At 68.8% G+C, this 23,573-nt stretch carries 24 protein-coding genes and 1 tRNA gene; 10 read left to right on the top strand and 15 right to left on the bottom strand.

What is annotated here, in order from left to right; translation table 11 throughout:
- Positions 1-117: 117 nt before the first annotated feature.
- Positions 118-273 (bottom strand): hypothetical protein, encoded by a 156-nt coding sequence (locus RH90_RS24000; RefSeq protein ID WP_010187641.1) that lies wholly within the window; start codon positions 271-273, stop codon positions 118-120.
- Between the two features lie 158 nt (positions 274-431).
- Between RH90_RS24000 and ubiA the strand changes: the two genes are divergently transcribed.
- From ubiA to RH90_RS17765, 4 genes are all read left to right on the top strand, one after another.
- On the top strand, positions 432-1,364 hold the full coding sequence (gene ubiA / locus RH90_RS17780; RefSeq protein ID WP_010187639.1) for a 4-hydroxybenzoate octaprenyltransferase: 933 nt from the start codon (positions 432-434) through the stop codon (positions 1,362-1,364).
- 192 nt (positions 1,365-1,556) lie between these two features.
- Entirely contained in the window at positions 1,557-2,915 is a 1,359-nt protein-coding gene (locus RH90_RS17775; RefSeq protein WP_010187638.1) for a TldD/PmbA family protein, read from the top strand.
- A complete protein-coding gene (locus RH90_RS17770; protein ID WP_010187636.1) occupies positions 2,908-3,702 on the top strand; it encodes a 3'(2'),5'-bisphosphate nucleotidase CysQ in 795 nt (264 codons plus the stop codon). The genes RH90_RS17775 and RH90_RS17770 overlap by 8 nt, the downstream gene beginning before the upstream one ends.
- Positions 3,703-3,707: 5 nt before the next feature.
- Positions 3,708-4,142 (top strand): c-type cytochrome, encoded by a 435-nt coding sequence (locus tag RH90_RS17765; RefSeq protein WP_037492905.1) that lies wholly within the window; start codon positions 3,708-3,710, stop codon positions 4,140-4,142.
- 13 nt (positions 4,143-4,155) lie between these two features.
- On the opposite strand, the gene RH90_RS17760 is transcribed toward RH90_RS17765, so the two are convergent.
- Positions 4,156-5,313: an acyl-CoA dehydrogenase family protein gene (locus tag RH90_RS17760; RefSeq protein ID WP_010187632.1), complete on the bottom strand. Its 1,158-nt coding sequence runs from the start codon at positions 5,311-5,313 to the stop codon at positions 4,156-4,158.
- A gap of 206 nt (positions 5,314-5,519) precedes the next feature.
- Between RH90_RS17760 and RH90_RS17755 the strand changes: the two genes are divergently transcribed.
- Positions 5,520-6,530: a fumarylacetoacetate hydrolase family protein gene (locus tag RH90_RS17755; protein ID WP_010187630.1), complete on the top strand. Its 1,011-nt coding sequence runs from the start codon at positions 5,520-5,522 to the stop codon at positions 6,528-6,530.
- 7 nt (positions 6,531-6,537) lie between these two features.
- Here RH90_RS17755 and RH90_RS17750 read toward each other — a convergent pair whose 3' ends face one another.
- Both RH90_RS17750 and RH90_RS17745 read right to left on the bottom strand, forming a co-directional pair.
- Positions 6,538-7,332: an ABC transporter ATP-binding protein gene (locus RH90_RS17750; RefSeq protein WP_010187628.1), complete on the bottom strand. Its 795-nt coding sequence runs from the start codon at positions 7,330-7,332 to the stop codon at positions 6,538-6,540.
- A complete protein-coding gene (locus RH90_RS17745) occupies positions 7,326-8,333 on the bottom strand; it encodes a FecCD family ABC transporter permease (RefSeq protein WP_010187622.1) in 1,008 nt (335 codons plus the stop codon). The genes RH90_RS17750 and RH90_RS17745 overlap by 7 nt, the downstream gene beginning before the upstream one ends.
- A 97-nt stretch (positions 8,334-8,430) precedes the next feature.
- Between RH90_RS17745 and RH90_RS17740 the strand changes: the two genes are divergently transcribed.
- Positions 8,431-9,279, top strand: a complete 849-nt coding sequence (locus RH90_RS17740; protein WP_010187621.1) for an ABC transporter substrate-binding protein — start codon at positions 8,431-8,433, stop codon at positions 9,277-9,279.
- An 85-nt stretch (positions 9,280-9,364) separates the two neighbouring features.
- On the opposite strand, the gene cobO is transcribed toward RH90_RS17740, so the two are convergent.
- A complete protein-coding gene (gene cobO / locus RH90_RS17735; protein WP_010187620.1) occupies positions 9,365-9,973 on the bottom strand; it encodes a cob(I)yrinic acid a,c-diamide adenosyltransferase in 609 nt (202 codons plus the stop codon).
- A 116-nt stretch (positions 9,974-10,089) separates the two neighbouring features.
- Here cobO and RH90_RS22170 point away from each other — a divergent pair, with 116 nt between their 5' ends.
- Positions 10,090-11,166, top strand: coding sequence for an FUSC family protein (locus RH90_RS22170; RefSeq protein WP_051124706.1), 1,077 nt, complete (start codon positions 10,090-10,092; stop codon positions 11,164-11,166).
- Between the two features lie 32 nt (positions 11,167-11,198).
- Here RH90_RS22170 and RH90_RS17725 read toward each other — a convergent pair whose 3' ends face one another.
- Positions 11,199-11,756, bottom strand: a complete 558-nt coding sequence (locus tag RH90_RS17725; protein ID WP_010187618.1) for a DUF2076 domain-containing protein — start codon at positions 11,754-11,756, stop codon at positions 11,199-11,201.
- A 100-nt stretch (positions 11,757-11,856) separates the two neighbouring features.
- Entirely contained in the window at positions 11,857-12,459 is a 603-nt protein-coding gene (locus RH90_RS17720) for a DUF4337 family protein (RefSeq protein ID WP_010187617.1), read from the bottom strand.
- 195 nt (positions 12,460-12,654) lie between these two features.
- Here RH90_RS17720 and RH90_RS17715 point away from each other — a divergent pair.
- Positions 12,655-12,741 (top strand) — tRNA-Leu (locus tag RH90_RS17715).
- Here the strand turns inward: RH90_RS17715 and RH90_RS17710 are convergent.
- On the bottom strand, positions 12,742-13,125 hold the full coding sequence (locus RH90_RS17710) for a hypothetical protein (protein ID WP_157134621.1): 384 nt from the start codon (positions 13,123-13,125) through the stop codon (positions 12,742-12,744).
- 118 nt (positions 13,126-13,243) lie between these two features.
- A complete protein-coding gene (locus RH90_RS17705; RefSeq protein WP_010187614.1) occupies positions 13,244-15,103 on the bottom strand; it encodes an ABC-F family ATP-binding cassette domain-containing protein in 1,860 nt (619 codons plus the stop codon).
- Between the two features lie 79 nt (positions 15,104-15,182).
- Between RH90_RS17705 and RH90_RS17700 the strand changes: the two genes are divergently transcribed.
- Positions 15,183-15,650, top strand: coding sequence for a GreA/GreB family elongation factor (locus RH90_RS17700; RefSeq protein WP_010187612.1), 468 nt, complete (start codon positions 15,183-15,185; stop codon positions 15,648-15,650).
- A gap of 155 nt (positions 15,651-15,805) precedes the next feature.
- On the opposite strand, the gene RH90_RS17695 is transcribed toward RH90_RS17700, so the two are convergent.
- Positions 15,806-17,068, bottom strand: a complete 1,263-nt coding sequence (locus tag RH90_RS17695) for an SAM-dependent methyltransferase (RefSeq protein WP_010187610.1) — start codon at positions 17,066-17,068, stop codon at positions 15,806-15,808.
- Positions 17,069-17,440: 372 nt separating this feature from the next.
- Between RH90_RS17695 and RH90_RS17690 the strand changes: the two genes are divergently transcribed.
- Complete coding sequence (locus tag RH90_RS17690; RefSeq protein ID WP_010187609.1) at positions 17,441-18,154, top strand: hypothetical protein; 714 nt, start codon at positions 17,441-17,443, stop codon at positions 18,152-18,154.
- A 93-nt stretch (positions 18,155-18,247) separates the two neighbouring features.
- On the opposite strand, the gene RH90_RS17685 is transcribed toward RH90_RS17690, so the two are convergent.
- The 5 genes from RH90_RS17685 to RH90_RS17665 all read right to left on the bottom strand — a co-directional run bounded on the left by RH90_RS17685 (position 18,248) and on the right by RH90_RS17665 (position 23,453).
- On the bottom strand, positions 18,248-19,555 hold the full coding sequence (locus RH90_RS17685) for a sensor histidine kinase (RefSeq protein ID WP_081477018.1): 1,308 nt from the start codon (positions 19,553-19,555) through the stop codon (positions 18,248-18,250).
- A 44-nt stretch (positions 19,556-19,599) separates the two neighbouring features.
- Entirely contained in the window at positions 19,600-20,319 is a 720-nt protein-coding gene (locus tag RH90_RS17680) for a response regulator (RefSeq protein WP_010187606.1), read from the bottom strand.
- Positions 20,320-20,421: 102 nt separating this feature from the next.
- Positions 20,422-20,913 carry an EF-hand domain-containing protein gene (locus RH90_RS17675; protein WP_010187604.1) on the bottom strand — a complete coding sequence of 164 codons (492 nt, stop codon included), beginning with the start codon at positions 20,911-20,913 and terminating at the stop codon, positions 20,422-20,424.
- 240 nt (positions 20,914-21,153) lie between these two features.
- Positions 21,154-21,930 carry a thioesterase family protein gene (locus RH90_RS17670; RefSeq protein ID WP_010187603.1) on the bottom strand — a complete coding sequence of 259 codons (777 nt, stop codon included), beginning with the start codon at positions 21,928-21,930 and terminating at the stop codon, positions 21,154-21,156.
- Positions 21,927-23,453: a class I adenylate-forming enzyme family protein gene (locus tag RH90_RS17665; RefSeq protein ID WP_010187601.1), complete on the bottom strand. Its 1,527-nt coding sequence runs from the start codon at positions 23,451-23,453 to the stop codon at positions 21,927-21,929. The genes RH90_RS17670 and RH90_RS17665 overlap by 4 nt, the downstream gene beginning before the upstream one ends.
- Between the last annotated feature and the right edge of the window lie 120 nt (positions 23,454-23,573).

Raw genomic sequence — 23,573 nt, 5'->3', positions numbered from 1 at the left:
GCGAAGGGCATTGGGTCGATCGGACCGACGTCCCCGCACACGGCGTGCCCAAACGCAGCGGCCCCGGCCTCCGCCGGGGCGACGGTCGTCAGTGGCTATCTCTCTGGTCGCGGGCGGTCACCGCCGCCGCCACACCGCGCGCACGGCGAGCGCGACGACCGCCAGCGCGAGCGCCGCGAGGATCGCCCAGCCGGCCATCACCCCGACGCCGCGCGCGAGCGCCCAGAGCAAAGCTTCGAAGAACCGTCCGATCGCGACGGAGAGATGTACCATGCTGTCCGCCTGTGTCCGGCCCGGTAGCGGGTCTCGACCTCTATCACGCCCGACCATGGCGAAGTCGAGGCGGCGCGCGATGCTCGTTGCGCGATAGCGCGGGGGCGGTCGCACAACGGCGTTTCCGCATTCTGTCCGCGCGCGTATGAGCATGCGGCATGACCTCCGTTGATCGCGCCGCCGCAGACCTCACCCCCGATACCGAGCATCGCGGCCTTGTCGGCCTGCTCCCGGCGCCGGCGCGTCGGTTCGCGCTGCTCGCGCGGTTCGATCGGCCGATCGGCTGGTGGCTGCTGTTCTGGCCCGGGGCGTGGGGTGTCGCGCTCGCCGGCGGGGCGGTGACGCGCTGGGATTTGATCCTCTGGCTGTTGCTCGGCAGCATCGCGATGCGCGGGGCGGGGTGCGTGCTCAACGATATCGTCGATCGCGATCTCGACCGGCAGGTGGCGCGCACGCGCAACCGCCCGATCGCGAGCGGCGCGGTGTCGCTGCGCGCGGCTTGGGCGTGGCTGCTGTTGTTGTGCCTGGTCGGGCTGGTCGTGCTGCTGCAGCTTCGCCTCTTCGCCGCGGCGATCGCGGTCGCCAGCGTCGCGCCCGTCGCGGCCTATCCCTTCATGAAGCGGATCACCTGGTGGCCGCAGGTGTGGCTCGGCCTCGTCTTCTCCTGGGCGGCGCTGGTCGGGTGGAGCGAGGTGAGCGGCGCGCTCGCCGCGCCCGGGCTGCTGCTCTATGCCGGGTCGATCTGCTGGGTGGTCGGCTATGACACGATCTACGCGCTGCAGGACCGCGAGGACGATGCGCTGATCGGGGTGCGCTCGTCGGCGCTGCGGATGGGGACTCGGGTGCGGCTGGGTGTTGGGCTGTTCTATGCGGCGGCGCTGATGCTGTGGGGGGCGGCGATCTGGGTGTGGCGCCCCGATTGGCTGGCGCTCGTCGCGCTGCTGCCGGTCGCGGGGCATTTCGTCTGGCAGGTCGCGACGCTTGCGCCCGACGATGGCGCGGGGGCGTTGCGGCGGTTCCGCTCGAACCGCTTTGCCGGGTTGCTGGTGTTTCTGGCGTGCGTCGTGGTCGGGACGCCGTGGCCGTATTGAGGGGATACCCAACTCGTCACCCTCGCGAAGGCGAGGGGGCCGCGTGAGGGGGGACATCTCCCAACCCGTCACCCTCGCGGAAGCGAGGGTCCCGCTTCTTCTTCGGCAGCGAGCAGGTAGCGGGATCCCCGCTTTCGCGGGGATGACGGGGGAAGGTTGCACGCTTGCCCGCCCGCACCTAAGTCCGCAGCCATGCTGACCCCAGACCAAGCCCGCGATCGCGCCGCCGATATCGTCACTCGTGCCAAGGCGGCGGGCGCCGATGCCGCCGATGCGGTCTATGCCGCCGACACTTCGCTCGATGTGGCGGTGCGGCTCGGCGCGCTCGAGGATGTCGGGCGCTCGGAAAGCGCGGAACTCGGCCTGCGCGTCTTCGTTGGCAAGCGCTCGGCGAGCGTCTCGACCTCCGATCTGTCGCACGACGCGCTGGCGGCATTGGTCGAACGCGCGGTGGCGATGGCGCGCGAAGCGCCCGAGGACGCCTGGGCCGGGCTCGCGCCCGCCGAGCGGCTGATGCACGGCGCGCCGCCGCTGCTCGACCTCGACGATCTCGCGCAGGGTGGCGAAGAAGCCTCGCCGAGCGCCTTGCGCGATGCCGCGGAAGCGGCGGAAGACGCCGCACGCGCCGTTGCTGGCGTGACCAACAGCGAGGGCGGATCGGCGAGCGCGGCGCGCTCGATCTGGGCGCTCGCCACCAGCCACGGTTTCGCCGCGGCCTATGCCACGACCGGATACGGCCTGTCGGCGAGCGTGCTGGCCGGGGAGGGCGGCGCGATGGTGCGCGATTACGCCTATAGCTCGAAGCGCCATCGCCGCGCGCTCGAGAATCCGACCGAGATCGGCACGCGCGCGGGCAATCGCGCGGTGGCGCGCGTCAATCCCGGGCGGCTTGCGAGCGGGCCGATGAGCGTGGTGTTCGATCCGCGCGTCGGGTCGAGCCTGCTCGGCCATCTGATCGGCGCGATCTCGGGCCAGGCGATCACGCGCAAGACGAGCTTCCTGCTCGACGCGCTCGGCACGCAGGTGTTTTCGAGCGCGGTGACGGTGCTCGACGATCCGCATTTGCCGCACGGGCTGCGCTCGCGGCCGTTCGACGGCGAGGGGCTGCCGGTGTCGCCGATGGCGATCATCGACGCGGGGATGCTCGAGGCGTGGCTGCTCGACAGCGCGTCGGCGCGGCAATTGGGGCTCGAGCCGACGGGGCACGCCGCGCGCGGCGTCGGCGGCGCGCCGGGCGTTTCGACCAGCAACCTCCATATGGCGGCGGGCGACCTTCCGCCCGAGACCTTGATCGCCGATATCGCGAGCGGCGTGCTCGTCACCGAGCTGATCGGGATGGGCGTCAACGGCGTGACGGGCGATTACAGCCGCGGCGCGGCGGGCTTCCGGATCGAGAATGGCGTCGTCACCGGGCCGGTCGCGGAATTCACCATCGCGGGCAATCTCAAGGACATGTTCCGCGAGCTTACCCCGGCGAACGATCTCGAATTCCGCTACGGGATCAACGTCCCGACGATCCGCATCGACGGGATGACGGTGGCGAGTGGCTGAAGCTTCGCGCGCCGATCTTGGGCTGGCCGACGCCGTCGCGGCGGTCGCGGCCGAGGCGGGTGCGCTCGCGCTGCGGCACTGGCGGACCGATTTCGCGCGCTGGGAAAAGGCGCCGAACGACCCGGTCAGCCAGGTCGATCTCGACGTCAACACCTTGCTCCACGCGCGACTGTCGGCGCTCTTGCCCGATGCGGGCTGGCTGTCCGAGGAGACCGCCGACAATGCCGATCGGCTCGACTGCGAGCGGGTGTGGGTGGTCGATCCGATCGACGGCACGCGCGATTTCATCCGCGGGCGCGATGGCTGGGCGGTGTCGGTCGCGCTGGTCGAACAAGGGCGGGTCACGATCGGCGTGCTCGACGCGCCCGCGCGCGGCGACATTTTCCGCGCGGCGCTGGGGCAGGGGGCGACGCGCAACGGCGCCGCGATCCGGGTCGGCGGCCGGCGCGTCTTCAGTGGATCGCGCGTCCCGACCGATGGCCTGCCCAAGGCCGACAGCGATCTCGTCGCAGTCGCCAAGCCCAATTCGATCGCCCTCAGGATCGCGATGGTGGCCGCCGACGAGGCCGATCTCGTCGCGACGCTGCGCTGGGGCTATGAGTGGGACATCGCCGCCGCCGCGCTGATCGCCGCCGAGGCGGGGGCGAGCGTCAGCGACGCGTTCGGTGCGCCGCTCGCCTTCAATACGCCGCGCGCGCAGGCGTTCGGCGTGCTCGCGACGACGCCGGGGGTCCATGCCGCCGCGGTCGACCGGCTGCGCGATCGGGCGCGGACGCTGTCGGTGTGAGCGGCATGCGTCCGGCGCTTTCCACCTGTGCTGTAGCGCTCCTCCTCGCCGCCTGTTCGTCGGGCGACGACAAGGCGGCGCGTCGTCGTGCGGCGGGGCCCGCGCCCTCGCCGGCGGCGCTGTTGCGCGTCGCTAGCGCTTCGGCCGGCGAGAAGGTTTTCGGGCAATGCTACGCGTGTCATTCGATCGACCGCTACGCGGCCGATCGTAGCGGGCCGAACCTGTTCGGGGTGATCGGCGCCGAGGTCGCGCAACGCCGGCCGCGCTTTCCTTACACCTCCGCCCTGCAATCGTTCGGTGGGCGCTGGACGCCCGCGCGGATGGATGCGTGGCTCACCAATCCGAAGCGGCTGGTGCCCGGCACCGCGATGGGCTTCGCGGGGCTCGCCGATCCGCTCGATCGCGCCGACCTGATCGCCTATCTGCAGACGCAGCGCTGATCCGCGACGCCCGCTACAGCGAGCGCCCGATCAGCTCCTTCATGATCTCGTTGGTCCCGCCGAAGATCCGCGTCACGCGCGCCGCGCGCCAGGCGCGGGCGATCGGATATTCGTTCATGTAACCCGCACCGCCGTGCAGCTGGAGGCAGGCGTCCATCACCTCCCATTGCAGGTCGGTGTGCCACAGCTTGGCCGCGGCGCCTTCCTCGTTGGTCAGCTCGCCCTTGAGATGCCGCGCGATCGCCCAGTCGAGATGCGCCCAGCCGACCTGCAGCTTGGCCTTGAGATCGGCGAGCACGAAGCGGGTGTTCTGGAAATCGAACACCATTCCGGCAAACGCCTTGCGCGTCTTCGTGAACTCGACCGTCTCATCGAACGCCTTCTGCGCCGAGGCCTGGACCGACACTGCGATCGACAGGCGCTCCTGCGGCAATTGGCTCATCAGATAGATGAAGCCCTTGCCCTCTTCGCCGAGGCAGTTGGTCATCGGCACGCGGACGTCCTCGAAGAACAGCTCGGAGGTGTCGGCGGCTTCCTGGCCGATCTTGTCTAGCTTGCGGCCCTTGCTGAAGCCTGCGCGGTCGCTCTCGACCAGGATGATCGACATGCCCTTCCAAGCGGGCTTGGCGTCGGGATCGGTCTTCGCGACGACCAGTGTCAAATCGGTGTTCTGCCCGTTAGTGATGTAGGTCTTCGAGCCGTTGATGACGTAGTGGTTGCCGTCCTTCTTCGCCGTCGTGCGGATGGCCTGGAGGTCCGAGCCGGTGCCGGGCTCGGTCATCGCGATCGCGGTGATCACCTCGCCCGAGACCATCTTGGGCAGCCACTGCTTCTTCTGCTCTTCCGAGCCATAGGTCTCGATATAGCCCGCGACGATGTCCGACTGGAGCGAGAAGCCCGCGGGCACGCCGTTATACGCCATCTCCTCGTCGACGATCGCGTTATAGCCGAAGTCGAGCCCGAGCCCGCCATAGGCCTCGGGTGCGGTCGGGCAGAGCATGCCGATCTCGCCGGCCTTACGCCAGAAATCCTTGGGGACGAGCCGGTCTTCCTCCCACTGCGCGACGTGCGGGACGCCTTCCTTCTGCAGGAACTGGCGGACGGTCTGGCGGAACGCCTCGTGATCTTCGGTATAGGCGAAGCGGCCGGCGACGGTGTCGAGCGAGGACATTTCGGACTCTCCTAGGTTTCACGTTGCAACGCGTTTTCCTGACGGTGTGCGGTGTCTTTCCGCGAGCGTCAATCCCCACCGTCATCCCCGCGAAAGCGGGGATCCCGCTGCTTCTTCTTCCCGCGGACGCTCGAAAGAAGCGGGATTCCCGCTTTCGCGGGAATGACGGAACGGGCTAAGGGTGGGGAAATCGTAGGAGAGCGCATGTGAAACTGGCCAGCCTCAAATCCGGGCGCGACGGCAAGCTCGTCGTCGTATCGAACGATCTCGCCTGGTACGCCGACGCCGGGCACATCGCGCCGACGCTGCAGGCCGCGCTCGACGATTGGGACCGCGTCCTGCCCGATCTCCAGAACCTCGCGATCGACCTCGAGCACGAGACGATCCCGATGCAGCGCTTCCACGAAACCAAGGCCGCGGCACCGTTGCCGCGCGCGTACCAATGGGCCGACGGCTCGGCCTATGTGAACCATGTCGCCTTGGTGCGGCAGGCGCGTTCGGCCGAAATGCCCGACAGTTTCTGGCACGATCCGCTCATGTATCAGGGCGGATCGGACGGCTTTCTGGGGCCGCGCGAGGCGATTCCGCTCGCCGACGAAAGCTGGGGCTGCGATTTCGAGGGCGAAGTCGTCGTCGTCACCGGTGACGTCGCGCAGGGTGCGAGCCGCGATGCGGCGCTCGCCGCGGTGCGGCTGGTCGGGCTGACCAACGACGTGTCGCTGCGCAACCTGATCCCAGGTGAACTGGCGAAGGGCTTCGGCTTCTTCCAGTCGAAGCCCGCCAGCGCCTTCTCGCCGGTGTTCGTCACCCCCGATTCGCTCGGCGACTGGTGGCAGGACGGCAAGCTCCACCGCACGCTGATGGTCGATTTCAACGGCGAGCCGTTCGGGCGCGTCGCGGCGGGGGCCGACATGACCTTCGATTTCGGCACACTGATCGCCCACGCCGCCAAGACGCGCGCGCTGGGGGCGGGGACGATCGTCGGATCGGGTACCGTGTCGAACCGCGGCGCCGATGGCGGACCGGGCAAGACGATCGCCGACGGCGGCGTCGGCTATGCCTGCCTTGCCGAACTGCGGACGGTCGAGACGATCGTCGGCGGCGCGCCGCGCACCGCCTTCCTCAAGGCGGGCGACACCGTGCGAATCTGGGCCGAGGACGACAAGCACCATCCGATCTTCGGGACGATCGAGCAGACGGTTGGCGAAGCGGCGTAACGCCGGCTCAGGCGGCGCGCGGCGGCGCTGCGATCCGATCGAGCGGAAGCAGCAGCGGCTGCTCCCCCGCTATGCCCCGCCACGCGGTGATGCCATAGACCTGCGCAAGCGCTGCGTCGGTCAGCACCGCATCGGGTGCGCCGTCCGCCACCAGCCGCCCCTGATCGAGCAACAGCAGGCGGTCGCAGAAGCGCGCCGCGATCGACAGATCGTGCAGCACCACGACGATCAGCGCCCCGCCGCGCGCCTGCGCCTGGAGCAGCGCCATAATTTCGAGCTGGTGCCCGGGGTCGAGCGCGGTGAGCGGCTCGTCGGCGATCAGCGCGGGCGCACCGGTCGCGAGCGCGCGCGCGAGCATCACGCGCGCGCGCTCGCCGCCCGACAGGTCGGTCGCGGTCCGATCGGCGAGATGCGTCGTGCCGGTGTCGCGTAAAGCGGCGTCGATCGCGGCCTGATCCTCTACGCCGATCCGCGAGAAAGGCCCGAGATGCGGCAGCCGCCCGAGCCCGACGAGCCGCGCGACGCTCAGCGGCCAGTGCAGCGCATAGGCTTGCGGCAGATAGGCGACACGGCGCGCGACGCCCTCGCTGCCGAGCGTCGCCACGTCGGCGCCGTCGATCATCACGCGCCCGGCCTCGGCGGGAAGCAGCCCGAGCAGCGCACGCGCGAAGGTCGACTTGCCCGCACCGTTGGGGCCGATCACGCCGATCAGCGCGCCTTGCTCGAGCGTCACGTCGATCGATTCGAGCACGCGGCGTCCGCCGAGCGCGACCGACAAGCCTTGGGTCGCGATCGTCACCACAGCCGCCGCTCCCGCAGCAGGTAATGGAGGAAGACCGGCACCCCGAGGAACGCGGTCAGCACGCCGAGCTTGAGCGGGGTCGCGGTCGGCACGAGCCGCGTGCCGAGATCGGCGAGCGTCAGCAGCGCTGCACCCGCGAGCGCCGAGGGGACGAGGATCGCCGACGGGCTGCGGTCGGTGCGCGGGCGGACCAGGTGCGGGACGATCAGCCCGACGAAGCCGATGCTCCCTGCGACCGCGACCACGCCGCCGATCCCGATCGCGATGCCGAGCATCAGCCGCAACCGGACTCGCGCGAGATCGACGCCAAGCGTGCGCGCCGCATCCTCGCCCAGCGACAGCGCATCGAGCGCGCGCCCGTCCCACAGCAGCAGCGTCATCCCGATCGCGACGCACGGCAGCGCGATCCAGACATCGCCGAAGCTGCGGTCCTCGAGGCTGCCGAGCAGCCATGTCGTGATCTCCATCGCCGCGAACGGATTGGGCGCGAGGTTGAGCGCGAGATTGATCCCGGCGCCCGATACCGTCGCGACCGCCACCCCTGCCAGGATCAGGCTGAGCGTACTCTCCCCGCGGCGCGACAGCCACATCAATGGCAGCAGCGAGAGCAAGGCGCCAGCGATCGCAAGCAGCGGCAGCACGAAGGGGTGGGCGGTCGCGACTTGCCAGTAGATCGCGATCACCGCGCCGAGCGCGGCGACGCTCGACACGCCGAGCACGCCCGGATCGGCGAGCGGATTGCGCAGATAGCCCTGCATCGACGCGCCGCTTATGCCGAGCATCGCGCCGACCAGCAGCCCGAGCAGCGCGCGCGGCAGGCGCAGCTGGAACAGGATCGCGCGGACGATCGGGTCGCCGTGCCCGGTAAACCCCCTCCACAGCGCCGCCGCCGATAGATGCGCGGGTCCGACCAGCAGCGATGCGGTCGCGGCGACGATCGCCAGCCCCGCCAGCAGGGGGATAAGCCACACGGCATTGCGCGCGGGCGGAAGGTTCGGCACAGCAGACCTCGCTCAGGATCGGTCGGGCCGCCGCGCGCGGTGCGGACGCCCCCCTGAGCCGTAGCCGGGACGCGAGCGAAAGCGAAGGAATTCAGACGTGCGCAGCCTTCGGATCATGCTCGCCATCGCAAGCCTTGCGCTGCTCGGGGCGGCCGCGCCGGGGCCGCGGCGGATCGTCTCGCTCAATCTTTGCGCCGACCAGCTGCTCGTCGGCCTGGCCGACCGGACGCAGATCGTCGCGCTGACCGAATGGGCGCGCGATCCCGAACTGTCGGCGGTGGCGGCGCACGCCCGCTCGATCCCCTTTACGCATCGCAGCGCCGAGGAGGTGATGGCGCTGCGGCCCGATCTCGTGATCGGCGCGCCGTTCCAGACGCGCGCGGTGCTCGCGCCGCTCAAGGCGCATGGGGTGAAGCTGCTCGATTTGCCGTGGAGTCAGGACGTGGCGGCGATCGAGGCCGCGATCACCACGCTGGCGGCGGCGGTCGGGCATCCCGAGCGTGGGGCCCGCATGATCGCGCAGATGCGGCGCGCGCTCGCATCGGTCGGGCCGCCGCCGGGGCGGGGGCGAGTTGCGGCCTATTATCAGCGGCAGGGCTATCTCACGGGCACGGGAACCTTGGTCGATGAGATGTTCCGCCGCGTCGGGCTGGTCAATCTGGCGGCGCGGCTCGGGCGACCGGCGCTGTCGCAGCTGTCGCTCGAGGAGATGGCGCTGGCGCGACCCGATTTCCTGATCCTCGAATCGGGGACGCGCGCGGTTGCCGATCGCGGTACCGCCGCGTTGCATCATCCCGTGCTCGATACCGCGATCCCGGCGGCGCGGCACCTGTACATCGAGCAGGCGCAGACGGTGTGCGGCAGCCCGGCGTTTGCGGCCGCGGTCGCTTCGCTTGCGGCGCAGATCCGCGCTATCGATAGGCGGGAAGGCGTCGGGGGGCGCTAAACCCTCGCTCCCGCCGTGCTCTCTTCATCGTCACCCGGAACAGGGCCCGGGGTGACGGGTAGGGAGCGGTCTTCGCGCGGCGGCTTTAAAACTCGATCCCCTTCTGTGCCTTCACGCCCTGTTCGCGGAACGGGTGTTTCACCAGCGTCATCTCGGTGACCAGATCGGCCATGCCGATCAGCGCCTGCGGGGCATTGCGGCCGGTGACGATGACGTGCGTATCGGCGGGTTTTGCCGCGAGCACTTCGAGCACCTCGTCGAGCGGGAGATAGTCGTAGCGCAGCACGATGTTGAGCTCGTCGGCCACCACCATCTGGTACGACGGATCGGCGATCATCCGCTTGACCTCGTCCCAGGCTTCGCGCGCTACCGCGACGTCGCGCGCGCGGTCCTGCGTGTCCCAGGTGAAGCCTTCGCCCATCGGCTTGAACTCGATCAGGTCGGCGAAGCGGTCGAACACCGGCTTCTCGCCCGTTTCCCACGCGCCCTTGACGAACTGGATCACGCCGACCTTCATCCCGTGGCCGATCGCGCGCACCACCATGCCGAGCGCGGCCGAAGTCTTGCCCTTGCCGTTGCCGGTATGGACGATCAGCAGACCCTTTTCCTGCGTCTTGCTCTCGACGATCCGGTCGCGGGCGACCTTGATCCTGGCCATCTTGGCATTGTGCTCGGCGTCGGTGCGGTCGGCCATCTCGGTGCTCCGGTGAATGCGATGGGCGTCGGGTAGCGCAACGCCAAGGGCAAAGCGAACCGGCAATTCCTGCGCGTGCGTTCGGCTCCTTCGGCGCGCCGACGGGTTAAGCCGCAATGGACCGTCTCCATCCGAACCCTGCGACCCGGCCCCCGGCAGCGCTGCCCCGCCGGTTGCGGCTCGGGCACCATCATTTGCGCCCGTTCCACTGGCGCGAGGCGGCGTTGTGCGTCCCCGCGCTGCCGCTGATCCTGATCGTCGGGCAATGGCTCGGCTATCCGGTCCAAGCCGCGACCGCGGCAGGCGCGGCGTTCGCGGTCGGCTTCGGCGCGGCGCGCGAGATGCGCGGGCGCCGCTGGGCGGCGATGGCCTGGGCGATGGCGGGGATGGTCGTCGCAGCCTTTGCCGGAACCCTGCTCGGGCAGGAGAGCGGAGTCTTCGTGCTCGCCGCGGCCGCAGCGGCGGCGGGGTGCGCGGCGCTCGCGCTGTACGACGAGGACATATGGTGGGTGGTGCTGCAGGTCGTCATCATCTTCTTCGTCGCGGGCTATTTTCACGGCGGGATCGACGCGGCGGGCGAGCGATCGGCGATGATCCTGCTCGGCGGGACGATCGAGATCGCCTCGGTCGTCGCGCTGGCGCGGCTGTTCCCGCGCTCGGGCGCGCCGTTCCTCGCGCCTGCAATCCTGCCCCCGCCACAGCGCGGGACGCTGCTGCGCCATGTGCTGCGCGCGGCCTTGTGCGTCGGGGGCAGCCTCGTCGTGATCCAGCGGCTCGGACTTGCCAATGGCTATTGGGCGCCGATGACCGCGCTGATCGTGCTCAAGCCGCGGCTGCGCGACACGCGCGCACGCGGGCTCGCGCGGATCGGCGGAACGCTCGGCGGCTGTCTGATCGCGACGCTGTTCGCCGCGGCCTTTAACAGCCAGAGCTGGATTTTCCTCGCCGGCGCGACGCTCGCCGCTGGATCTGCCTTCGCGCTGCAGAAGGCGCATTATGCCGGGCTGACCGCGTCGATCACCGCGACGATCGTGCTGCTGATCTCGCTCGGCACCGGCGACGCGGTGGCCAATGCCGAGCATCGCATCGCCGCGACACTGATCGGCGGCGGGCTTGCCGTGTTCGTGGCGCTGGTCATTCCGGGCGGGCGTGCGAGCCGCGTCAGCGAGGCCGACAGCGTCGGCGTATCGTAGCCGGCGGGCGGGGCGCCCGCCCGCTCATGCCCTCACCAGGTGCCGCCGTCGCCGCCGTCCCCGACGCCGTCGTCGCCGTAATTGTTGATCACGACATTCTCCTCGCCGCCGCCGCCGAAGAAGCCCTGGCCGCCGCCGAACCCTTCCGAGCGGTGCCCGCCGAACAGCCCCGACAGGCCGTTGAACAGCATCTCGCCGCCAGCGACACCCGCCGCGGTGGTGCCGGCCGAGCGCAGGAAGCTGCCGAGCCCCCCGCCGCCCGAGAAGATCCCGGGGCGCTCGTCGGGCGGGGGCGGGGCGTAGGCGGGTTGGCTGCCGCCCCACGGGCCCGCTCCGGGCGACAGGAAGCTCGTCGATTGCGCTGGCGCCGCTGCGCTCACCTGCTGCTCGAGCTCGGCGATCCGCGCCTGCGCCGCGTGGAGCGACTGGTCGGCGACGATCGCGTGCTGGACGAGCAGATAGCCCGCATCGGGATTGGCGGCGAGCGCCTGGCGGATCATGCCGTCGGCTTCGCTATCCTTGGCGCCACCACGCGCGCTGGTCAGTTCGCCGAGGAAATTGTTCAACAGGGTGCGTTCGTCGGGGGTCATGTCCAGTCCTCGCATCGGGGACTGGGAGATCGTTCGACACCGCGTGCGCTTCAAGTTGCGTGGCGCTTTCTGACGCGAATTTCATCCAAATCGCAGTCGGCTAGGCAACCCAGGGCAGCGTGACGCCGAGCGCGGTGGCGATCGCCGTCGTCACGCCGATTACCGCAAGGCACGCCGCCCCAAAGACGATCGGCCGCGAGCGCGCGATCAGCGCGATCGACAGCAACACGATTGCGAGCTGCAGCGCGGTCTCGCCGAGTTCATAGCCTTCGCCCGCACGCGCGGCGTGCGCGCCTTCTTCGCGCAACGCATCGCCCTTCGCTTGCAGCTGGCCGATGCCGTGGCCAGCCTTGTCGGGTGCGCGCAAGCGAGCGGCCTCGGCCGCCCAGTCGCGTCGATCGGCGGGGGCGCCGCCGCCGCCCTGCGCTGCGGTCTTGAGCACCGTCTCGCGCACGATCTTGGCCTGCATATAGGCGAAGGTGTCGGACGCTTCGATCCCCTTCAACAGGCTTTCGCGCGCGCTGCCTGCCGCCGCCATGTGGATCACCGCGAGGCTGACCGCGAAACCGCCGACCATCAGCGACACGCGGTCGCGGAATGCGCGCTCGGTGGCACGCTCCTCGCGCTGACCCGCGTCGCGTTCGGCCTCGGCGCGCTCGATCGCGTCGTCGATCAGCTCTTTTGCATCGGCAGCTTCGACCATGAGACGGTTTCCGAGTGAGGGCGATTGCGCGGCTTGTAGCGGCAACCCGCCGCGCGACCCTCGTGAAATTTCCGTCATCATCGCTGCGGCGGCGCGCCGATATTGTTCAACAATCGCGCTGGAAATCGGCGGGCGCGTCGCTTATAGGCCTGCGCTTCGCCGAGCGGGCGCGGCAGCGCCGCCCCGATCGGCCATGCGGGCGTGGTGAAATTGGTAGACGCGCGGGACTCAAAATCCCGTTCCTTAATCGGAGTGTCGGTTCGAGCCCGACCGCCCGCACCATCAGTAGAGCGAATGCCCGGTGTGCGGCCGCGCGCCGCTGCGGACCGGATCGAGGATCAGCGCTTCGGTCGATCCCGTCGGGAAAAGCTGACGGCCTTCCCATTCGGAGACGATGTGTTCGGCCTGCGCGGGCGTGCGGTCGCGCCGCGCCAGCGCAAAGTCGATCCAGGCGCAGCCGGGATTGTAATCGACCCGGCCGTCTTCGAGCACCGCGTCGCCGCGCACGATCGCCACCGCGTCGCGCAGGCTATGCCCGGCGTTGATCAGGCTCAGCGCCGAAAGGCATTGGTCATCCGACCAGTCGAACGTGCTCGCGCCGCTGCGGGCTTCAAGATCATGGCGCGCCGCGGTCAGGCGTGCGCGCAATAATGGTGAGAGTCTCATCGATGTTGCCTCCCCAGGATATGATCACCGTCACCTGAAAGACGACACGCGTCTGCGATTCCCGCCTTTTCCTAGAGACGATCGTTGCAGGTTCGAAAGGAAAGACAATCGATTTTGATCAAGCCGCCGCCATTTCCAGCGATTCGCTGATCTCGAACCAAGCCGCTTCGGCGGTATCGAGCTTCTTCGAGACTTGCGCGTGCTGCTTGACCAGGTCGGCCGGCGACAGCCGCGCGAGCCATGCTTCGGCGGTGCTCGGATCGAGCATCGCGCGGTCGATCGCGTCGCGCTGCTTGGTGAGCTTGGCGACGAGCGCCTCGGCCTCGTGCGCGCGCTTCTGCAGTGCGACCGCGGCGGCGCTCAGTTGCGGCTTGTCGTCCTTCTTGGCGGCCTTGGTCTTGGCGCCTTCGCCGCCGCCGTCGCCCGAGAGCACGAAGGCGATGTAATCCTCCATGCTGCCGGCATATTCCTTGGCGGTGCCGTTATCGACCAGCACGAGCCGGTCGGCGGTGAGCTCGACCATGTGGCGATCGTGGCTGACGAGGATGACCGCGCCGTCATAGGCGTTGAGCGCCTGCACCAGCGCCTCGCGCGCATCGACGTCCAGATGGTTCGTCGGCTCGTCGAGGATCAGCATGTGTGGCGCGTCGCGCGTGATCAGCGCGAGCGCGAGGCGCGCGCGTTCGCCGCCCGAGAGCTTGCCGACCTTCTGCGTCGCCTTGACGCCCGAGAAGCCGAAGCGACCGAGCTGCGCGCGCACCGCGCCGGGAGTCTTGCCCGACATCATCCGCGTCATATGCTCGAGCGGGGTATCGTCGCCGTCGAGTTCCTCGACCTGATACTGCGTGAAATAGCCGACGCGCATCTTGCCGCTGGCATTCATCGCGCCGTCCATCGTCGGCAGCTGCGCCGCGAGCAGGCGCGCGAGCGTGGTCTTGCCGTTGCCGTTGCGCCCGAGCAGCGCGACACGGTCGTCGGGATCGAGGCGCAGGTTGAGCCGCTGGAGGATCGGCTTTTCCGCGTAACCGACCGCGGCCATGTCGAGCGTGATCAGCGGCGGGCGCAGTTCTTCGGGGCTCGGGAATTCGAACGACAGCGTCGGATCCTCGGCCATTGAGGCGATCGGCTGCATCTTGGCGAGCATCTTCTGGCGGCTCTGCGCCTGCTTGGCGGTCGAGGCGCGCGCCGAGTTCTTGGCGATATATTCGCTGAGCTTCGCGCGTTGCGTGTCCTGCGCGGCCTTGGCGGCGGCGAGCTGCGCGACGCGTTCGGCGCGCTGGCGCTCGAAGCTGTCGTAACCGCCGGTGTAGAGATGGACCTTCCCGCCCTCTAGATGGAGGATGGTGTCGACGACATTGTTGAGCAGATCGCGCTCGTGGCTGATCACCACCATCATCGCGGGGTAGGATTTGAGGAAGTTCTCGAGCCACAAGGTCGCTTCGAGATCGAGATGGTTCGACGGCTCGTCGAGCAGCAGCAGATCGGGCTCGGAGAACAGAAGCGCGGCGAGCGCGACGCGCATCTTCCAGCCGCCCGAATAGGAATCGAGCGGGCGGCCCTGCATTTCCTCGTCGAAGCCCAAGCCGACGAGGATGCGTGCGGCGCGGGCAGGGGCGGTATAGGCGTCGATCGCGGTGAGGCGCTCGTAGATGACGCCCATGCGGTCGGGATCCTGGCAGGTCTCGGCCTCCTCCAGCAGCGACGCGCGCTCGGTGTCGGCGGCGAGCACGGCCTCGACCGGGGTGGTCGTGCCCGAGGGGGCTTCCTGCGCGATATAGCCGATGCGCGTGCCGCGCGGCATCTCGATCTCGCCGAGATCGGGCTCGAGCTGGCCGATCATGACTTTCATCAGCGTCGACTTGCCGGCGCCGTTGCGCCCGATCAGCCCGACGCGGCTCCTGGGCGGCAGCGCCGCGCTCGCACCGTCGAGGATCGCGCGCCCACCGAGGCGCACCGTGATACCATTGATATTCAGCATCGGCGGGCCGTAGCAGATTGTTGCGTTGCACCCAAGTGTCCGGCACGGCGTTGTGCAACAAAGCCTGTGGAGAGCCTGAATGAGCGTCGCCTTCCGCCGCGAGAGCGACGAAGAACATCTCGAACCCAAGTTCGAACGGCCGATCGCGCCGGGTCCGAACCTAGTGACGCCACGCGGGTTGGCGCTGATCGGGGCGAAGGTGACCGAGCTCGAAGCTGCGGTGGCGGCTGCTGTGGCCGAGGACCGCGACGTGGTGCTGCGCGAGCTGCGCTATTGGCACACCCGCCAGACCACCGCCGAGGTCGTCGCGCCCGCGGCGGAGGGTGAAGTCGGGATTGGCAGCACCGTGACCTATCGTCTCAACGGCGCCGAGCGCGTGGTCGAGATCGTCGGCGGCGACGAGGCCGATCCGGCGGCGGGCAAGATCGGCTATCAGGCCCCGCTGGCGCGCGCGCTGCTCGGTGCGGAGGTCGGCGAGCGCGTCGAGTTCGCGGGGAAGGACGAGGCGATCGAGGTGGTTGCTGTCGCCGTGTCGGACGGAGCCTAGCCGGCGGTCGCGACCCTCAGTCCGCCCCACCCCCATCCGTCACCCCGGGCTTGTCCCGGGGTCCACCGAGATGCAGATACTGCCCCCGCAGTTCACGCCGCACGGTGGACCCCGGGACGGGCCCGGGGTGACGGGAGAGGGCGGGCGGTCCAAAATTAGCGCAGAACCGGCTCCGGCACCTCCACCTCACCCGCCTGCAACGCCGCTTCCGCCTCCGCCATATACCCCCGCGTCAGCGGCAGCGCGCGGCGGTCGCGGATCAATTGCACCTGGTAGTTGCACATCACGCCATGCTTGAACGCCGCCATCGCGCCGGCAAGATAGAAGACCCACATCCGATAGAAGCGCGCATCGAACATCGCCTCGATCTTGTCGCGATTGGCGACGGCGCGGTCGTACCAGTGGCGGATCGTCAGCGCGTAATGGACGCGCAGCGTCTCGACATCGGCAGCGATCAGCCGGACCGATTCGCTCGCGCCGACGATTTCCGAAAGCGCCGGATTGTAGCCGCCGGGGAAGATGTACTTGGCGGTGAACGGGTCGGTCTGCCCGGGGCCGCCCATGCGTCCGATCGTGTGCAGCAGCATCACGCCGTCCTCCTCGAGCAACGCGCGACATTTGTGGAAGAAGGTGCGATAATTGGGCACGCCGACATGCTCGAACATGCCGACAGAAACGATCCGGTCGAACCGCCCCGTCAGCTCGCGATAGTCGATCAGCTCGAACTTCACGCGGTCGGCGACGCCGGCTTCCTCGGCGCGGCGGCGGGCGGTCTTGAGTTGCTCCTCCGACAGCGTGATGCCGAGTACGTCGACGTCAGCCACGCGGTTGAGATACAGCGCCATCCCGCCCCAGCCGCAGCCGATGTCGAGCACGCGCTGACCGGGTTTCAGCTGCAATTTCGCGGCGATATGCGCCTTCTTGTCGAGCTGCGCCTGTTCGAGGCTATTGTCCTCGTCGGTGAAATAGGCGCAGCTATATTGGCGGTCGGCGTCGAGGAAGAGATCGTAGAGCCGGTCGCCGATATCGTAATGGTGCGCGACGTTCTGCTTCGACTTGGCGACGCGGTTGAGTTGCCGCAGCCGCGCGGTGCTCGCCGCCCAGGCGAGCTTGACCGGGTTCTTGGTGCCGATCGTGCTCCGGCCATCTTCCCAGCGGCCGTTGCCGCGGATCAGGTCGATCATCCCGGCGATATCGTCATTGTCGACCAGCAGCCGCCCGTCCATCCACGCCAGCGCCGCGCCGAGCCGCGGGTGGCGCGCGATATAGCTCGCGACGTTCTTGTCGGCGAAACGCAGCGTGACGGGTCGGAACGCAGGGTCGGGGGTTCCGTAGCGATACTGCTTCCCGTCGGCGTCGACGATCGTCAGCTCGCCGCGCTTGACGACATTCTTCGCGAACCGGTCGAACATCCACATCGAACTTGGTCTCCACAGACAAAGGATCCGCGCGTGCCGGACAGCTAGCCGAGGGATGGCGCGCGGAGGGGAGGGTTGGTGCGAGGCCGTGGTGCCCGTCCCGCGCGCCCCGCGCAAGACCAAGCCGTCTTCAGTGGGCGCGGCCTATGACGATGGCCGCCGCGTCGTCGGATTGAAGTCCGCAGTATTCCACAGTCGAAACGTACCTTGTGTCAGATTAAAAACAATAACGGCTGCGAAACGATGCAAAGGGTCACTCAATATTGTTGTATTGAGTCAGATCAATTAATCAGTTTATCATGATCTTCTCGTTAATCCGGATCAGCAAGCGAATCATTGGGCGGTTCGCGGTTGAACACGGGATTTGATACGATGAAGACGATGATGCTGGGCGTGGCGCTTGCGGCATGCCTTCCCTGCCTCGCGCAGCCAGCTCTGGCGCAAACGGGGCCGGTGCAACCGGACGCTGCGCCGCGCGCGACGACGGCCGATCAGGGCCGGTTCCGCATCGGGCTGACCGCTGGCACGCTCGGTATCGGTCCGGAAATCGGCTATCGCGCCAATCGCACGATCGGCGTGCGGGCGAACGCGACCTTCCTGTCGTTCGATCACAGCGTCAAATCGAACAACGTCCGCTATGACGGCCACGCCAACCTCAAGTCGGGCGGCGTGATGCTCGATCTCTACCCGTTCGGCGGTGGGTTCTTCCTCTCGGCCGGTGCGCGCATCAACGGCAATGACGGCCGTCTGCGCGCCACGCCGCAAAGCACGACGACGATCGGCACTACCGCCTTCACGCCCGCGCAGATCGGCACGATCAGCGGGCGCGCCGAAGTGAAGGACGTCGCGCCGCAGCTGACGCTCGGATATGGCGGTGGTCTGCACCACGGGCTGAGCTTCCATTTCGAGGCCGGCGCATTGTTCCAGGGTGCGGTGCGCGTGCGCGATTTCCGCTCGAACGGGACGCTCGCCAACGATCCGCGCTTCTTGGTCGAGCTCGAGAACGAGCGTCAGAGCACGCAGCGCAAGGTCGACGACTACAAGGTCTATCCGATCGCGCAGATCGGGCTGAAGTACCGCTTCTAAGATCTGCAATCAGCGTTCCGCTCGTAGGAGCGGCCTGTCGAAGCGATGCGCCACGGTCCGGCCGTAGCGCTTCGGCAGGGACCGCTGCGCGGGTCAACGCGCGAGCGTGATCCGTGCGATCAGCCCGCCGCCGTCGCGGTTCGCGAGCGTGATATCCCCGCCGGCGTCGCGCACGATCGTCCGCGCCAATGCTAGCCCCAGGCCGATCCCCCCGGTTTCCTTATTGCGCGACGTTTCCAGCCGCGTGAACGCCTCGAACACGTCGCCCAGCCGCTCGGCCGGGATGCCGGGGCCGCGGTCGCACACCAGGATCGCGACCGCATGGGCGCTCGCTTCGATGCTGACTTCGACCGCGCCGGCATATTTCAGCGCATTCTCGATCAGGTTGCGCAGCGCGCGCCGCATCAGCCCGGGGCGCAGCCGCATCCGCATCCGCGGGCTTTCCTCGAACACCACTTCATGGCCGATCTCGCGGAAATCCTCGACCACGGCATCGACCAGCGCCGCGAGATCGACCTCGGTCGGCGGCTCGCTCGGCCGGCCGATCCGCGCGAGCGAGAGGATGTCGTCGAGCATCCGGTTCATCTCGGCGATCGTCTCGGCCATTTTCGCGCGGTCGGCATCGTCGTCGACCGATTCGACGCGGACGCGCAGCGAGGCGAGCGGGGTGCGCAGATCGTGCCCGATCGCGCCGAGCATCCGGTCCTTTTCCTCGAGCATTGCCGTCACGCGCAGCCGCAGCGCATTGAATGCGGCGATCACGTCGCGCACGTCCTGCGGCCCGGCGGCGGCGACGGGCTCGGCGGCGGCGCCCGGCTGGAAACTGCGTGCGGCCTCGGCGAGTCCACGCAACGGCCGCGAGATGCGACGGCCGGCCCACAGCAGCGGGACGAGCACGACGATGTAGAGGATCGCGGTCTGCGCCATCAGCCGCCAGAAGATATCCGAATTGTCGCGCGACCATGGCAGGCTCAGCACCAGCCATTGCCCCGTCGGCCGCTCGACCGCGACCTGAAGCTCGGCGCCGCCGCGGAGCAGGCGCTCGACGCGTTGCGCGCTGACATAGCGCAGCCGCGGGTCGTCGCGTTGGATCGGCAGGACCTGCGTCTGGATTTGCCCGACCTTGACCCCGGCCTCGGCGAGCGCAGCGCGCAATGCGGTCTCGACCGCAGGGATATGCTCGCCGCCCGGCTGGATCGGCGAGGTCGGGACGAGACGGATCCGGCTCCAGCCGCCGCCGCCGACATGCCGCCCCGCCGCGATCCGCTCGTCGGCGTCGATGATCCGCGTGACGACCGGCCCAGTCGCCTGGTCGAGCCGCGCGCGGCGCCGGTCCTGCAGCGCGAGCGTGAAGTTGATTGCCTGCGCGACGAACAGCGCGATCGCGATGAGCAGCGCCATCTGCCCCGACAGGCTGCGCGGCATCGCCCGCAGGCGCGCGAGCTTCAAAGGCGCGTCACTTCGGCGGCGAGCGTGTAGCCGCCGCCCCACACCGTCTTGATCAGTTCGGGCGTCTTGGCGTCCGATTCGATCTTGCGGCGCAGGCGGCTTATCTGATTGTCGATCGCGCGGTCGAACGCGGCGGCCTCGCGGCCTTGCGTCAGATCGAGCAGTTGGTCGCGCGTCAGCACCTGGCGCGGGCGGGTAACAAGCGCGTGGAGCAGATTATATTCGCCGGTCGATAGCGGCACCGAGACGCCCTCGCGGTCGACCAAAGTCCGCTCGCCCGATTTGAGCACCCAGCCGGCAAAGGCGAACGATCCGCTTTCGGGCGCGTGCTGGCGCGTGCCGCCCGCGGCGGCGCGGCGCAGGATGACCTTCACCCGCGCCGCCAGTTCGCGCGGCGAGAAAGGCTTCACGACATAATCGTCGGCGCCCATTTCGAGCCCGACGATGCGGTCGGTCTCTTCGGTGCGCGCGGTGAGCAGGATCACGGGGACTTCGCCGCTCTCGCGGATATGGCGGGTCAGCGACAGGCCGTCCTCGCCCGGCATCATGATGTCGAGGATCACGAGGTCGATCGCATAGGCGGTCATCCGCGCGCGCGCGCCCTCGGCGTCGCCGGCCTGCGTCACGCGGAAACCCTGCCGCGTCAGATATTGCGCGAGCGGTTCGCGGATCGAGCGTTCGTCGTCGACGAGCAACAGATGCGGCGTGTCTCCCATCGGTTCGCTGCTTAGCATGATCTGACCTCAGGAAAAGGTGGCCGCGTGCGGTGGTGCCGGGCGAGCGGGGGGCAGCTCGCCCGGCGGCCGGGCCAGGGGGACTTACTGGCTCGGAGGGGGGGAAGGGGTGGTCGCTGGCGCAGGCTTCGGGGGCGCGATCGCGTCGGCTGGGTCGCTCCGGCCGCGGCGCCCGCCCGGACCGCCGGGGCCGCCCGGCCCGCGCATCGAATCCATCCACGCGGCGACCTCTTCCTTGGAGATCTGCCCGTCCTTGTTGGCGTCCATCCGGTTGAAGCGCATGTCGGCCTGGGCGAGATATTCGGCGCGCGTCACCTTGCCGTCGTGATCGGTGTCGGCGCGCGTCATCATCCGGCTGCCGGGCCCGGTCAGCTCGTCGGTAGTGAGGACGCCGTCCTTGTTGAGATCCATCGCGTCGAACCGCGCATTGGCCTGCGCGGTCGCTTCGGCATGCGAGATCAGGCCGTCGCCATTGGTGTCGGCGGTGCGGAACATGCCGCCGCCACCCTGCGCCACCGCCGCGGCGGTCGCGAGCGCGGCGACCGTCGTCGCGACGAGGAAACGCGTGAAGGACATGCCGGAAAACTCCTTGCTGGCTGGGCGGGGTTGCCGTTGGTTGAGCCTGTTATGGGGGAAACTCTGTCGCGCGTGTGTGCCGGTGGCGGCGGCAAAGTGTCGCAACTTGTCGCAAATCTTCCTCCCCCCCCTGGAAGGGAGGGGGCGGGGGTGGGTCGGCCTAAGGCTGGCGTCGACCTCGCCACGGGCCGACCCACCCCCAGCCCTGCCCTTCCAGGGAGGGGAGGCGCGGCGGCACGGTTAGCCGAAGATCGCGACGCTCTGCATCCCCTGCGCCACCGGCACGCCGTCGGCGTTCCACAGCATCATGCTTTGGCTCGATCCGCCGTTGACGGCATGGTGCGACTCCGCCGACAGCAGCCACCAGCCTTCGGTCGTGGTAGGGGTGGGCGTCAGCAAATTGACGATCCAGGTCAGCGACGAGAGCGGCACGACATCCTTGCCGAACAGCTTGAACGCCGCGGGCGGGAGCGCGTCGGCGAGCGCGAGCACCTCGACCATCGGGTCGATCCCGGCGCAATCGCGCAACCGCGCCCAGCGCAGCCATTCGGCCTCGCCTGGGGCTTCCTGCTTCAAATCGAGGAAGTTGAAGTTTCCGGTGAAGAACGCGTTGGGGCCGGTGTAGAGCTTCGCGTCGGACGCGGGTGGCGGAAGCGTCCGGGCGAGCCCCCCCTTGAGCTCGATCCGCGAGGGCTGCTCGGCCATGAACACGAACGTCGCGCGAAAGCCGAGCCCGGCTTCGGAGACGATATCGGCCTGGATGAAGGCGGCGGTGCGGCCGCGGCGCAGCTTGGTCGCGGTGACGCTGACCGTGCCCGACAGGGGGCCGATGAACGAGATCTGCGCCGATCGCAGCGGCGGCAGGTCGGGCTCGATCCCCTGCGCCGCGTGCAGCGCGAGCGCGCTCGACAGGCCGCCATAGGCGGTGCGGCCCTGCAACCAATCGCTCGGAATCTGCGCGCTGAAGCCGCCTTCGATCGGCGTCGCGGCAGCGAGAATCTCGCGGATCGGGGTCATGCCGCGGTCTCCGCCAGGCGATCCCGCAATTCGCGCTTGAGCACCTTGCCGATCGCGCTGCGCGGCAGCTCGTCGATCGCGTGGAGCGCCGCCAGCCGTTGTGTCTTGCCGAGCTGGGCATTGGTCCAGTCGAGGATCTCCGCGATGCTCGCGTCGATCCCGGTATGCGCCACGTAGAAGCCGACCGGCGTCTCGCCCCACGCTTCCGACGGGACCCCAATCACGCTGCAATCGGCGACCGCGGGATGCTGCGACAGCACCGCCTCGAGATCGGTCGGATAGATGTTGAACCCGCCCGAGATGATCAAATCCTTCTTGCGGTCGAGCAGCGTCAGGAAGCCGTCTTCGTCGAAGCGCCCGACATCGCCGTGGCGGATGTAGCGATTGCCCGCGGCATCGTGCCATTCGGCGGCGGCGGTGGCATCGCTGCGGCCGAAATAGCCGGTCATCATCGCGGGTGAGCGGCCGACGACTTCGCCCATCTCACCCTGCGGGACTTCGGTGCCGTCGTCGTCGATCAGGCGGATGTCATGCCCCTCGATCGGCCGGCCGACGGTGTGGAGCTTCTCGGGATAGGCGTTAGCGAGCAGCAGGCAAGTGCCGCCGCCTTCGGTCATGCCGTAATATTCGACCAGTAGTCCGGGCCAGCGCGCGAGCACATCGGCTTTCAGTGCGGCCGAGAAGGGGGCCGAGGTGCAGGTCTTGAAGCGGAAGCTCGACAGGTCGAAGCGGTCGAAATCGGGGAGCGCCATCAGCCGCTGATATTGCACCGGCACGAGCATCGTGTGCGTCGCACGGTGGCGCTCGGCGAGCGTCAGATAGCCGCGCGCGTCGAACTTCTTCATCAACACCGCGGTGCCGCCCCAGCCGAGCGTCGGCAGGAAGCTGACCAGCGTGGTGTTCGAATAGAGCGGCGTGGCGATCATCGTCACCGCGCTGGCGAAGCCAGCCGCCTCGTTGCGGTTGATGTGCGCCCAGCGCATCGCATGGCTCTGGACGATGCCTTTCGGCGTGCCGGTGGTGCCCGAGGAATAGATGATGTTGAAGCCGTCCTCGGGGCGGATCGTCACCGGCGCGGGGGTGGCGCCTTCGGGGGCGAGCCAATTGCCGAGCGCCTTCAGCCGGACGAGCTTGCCCGGAATATGCGCGCCCGCCAGCGCGGTCGCGGCCTCGGCGTCGACGAAGGTGATCGGCGCGGCGCAATCGGCGATCATCGCGACGATGCTCTCGGGTGTGCCCGACGGCGCGATCGGCGTGGCGAGGCAGCCGGCGCGAAGCGCGCCGAGGAACACCGCGGCGTAATCGATGCTCGCCGAGGCGACGATCGCGACGGCCTGGCCCTGCGCCACGCCGTCGCGCTGGAGCGCCGCGGCGATGCGATCCATCAGCGCGTCGAGGCTGGCGTAATCGAGTTCGCCATCGGCCTCGGCGAGTGCGACCTTGTCGCCTTGCTCCATGGCGTGGGCGCGGATCAGGTCGGGGAGGGTGGCGAAGTCGCTCGCGAGCAGGTCGGCAGCGGTCATTTGGGCGGTCTCGGCAAGTCTCGATGTTCGATTCGCTAGAGGATGACAACGTGAAACGCCATACGCGACGTTCGAATTTGGCGAATCCTCCCTCGCGCAGCGGGGGAGGGGGACCCTGAG

The sequence above is a fragment of the Sphingomonas sp. PAMC 26605 genome (genome assembly GCF_000241485.1).
Classification (GTDB): Bacteria; Pseudomonadota; Alphaproteobacteria; order Sphingomonadales; family Sphingomonadaceae; genus Sphingomonas.
This window is presented reverse-complemented; position numbering and strand designations above follow the sequence as displayed.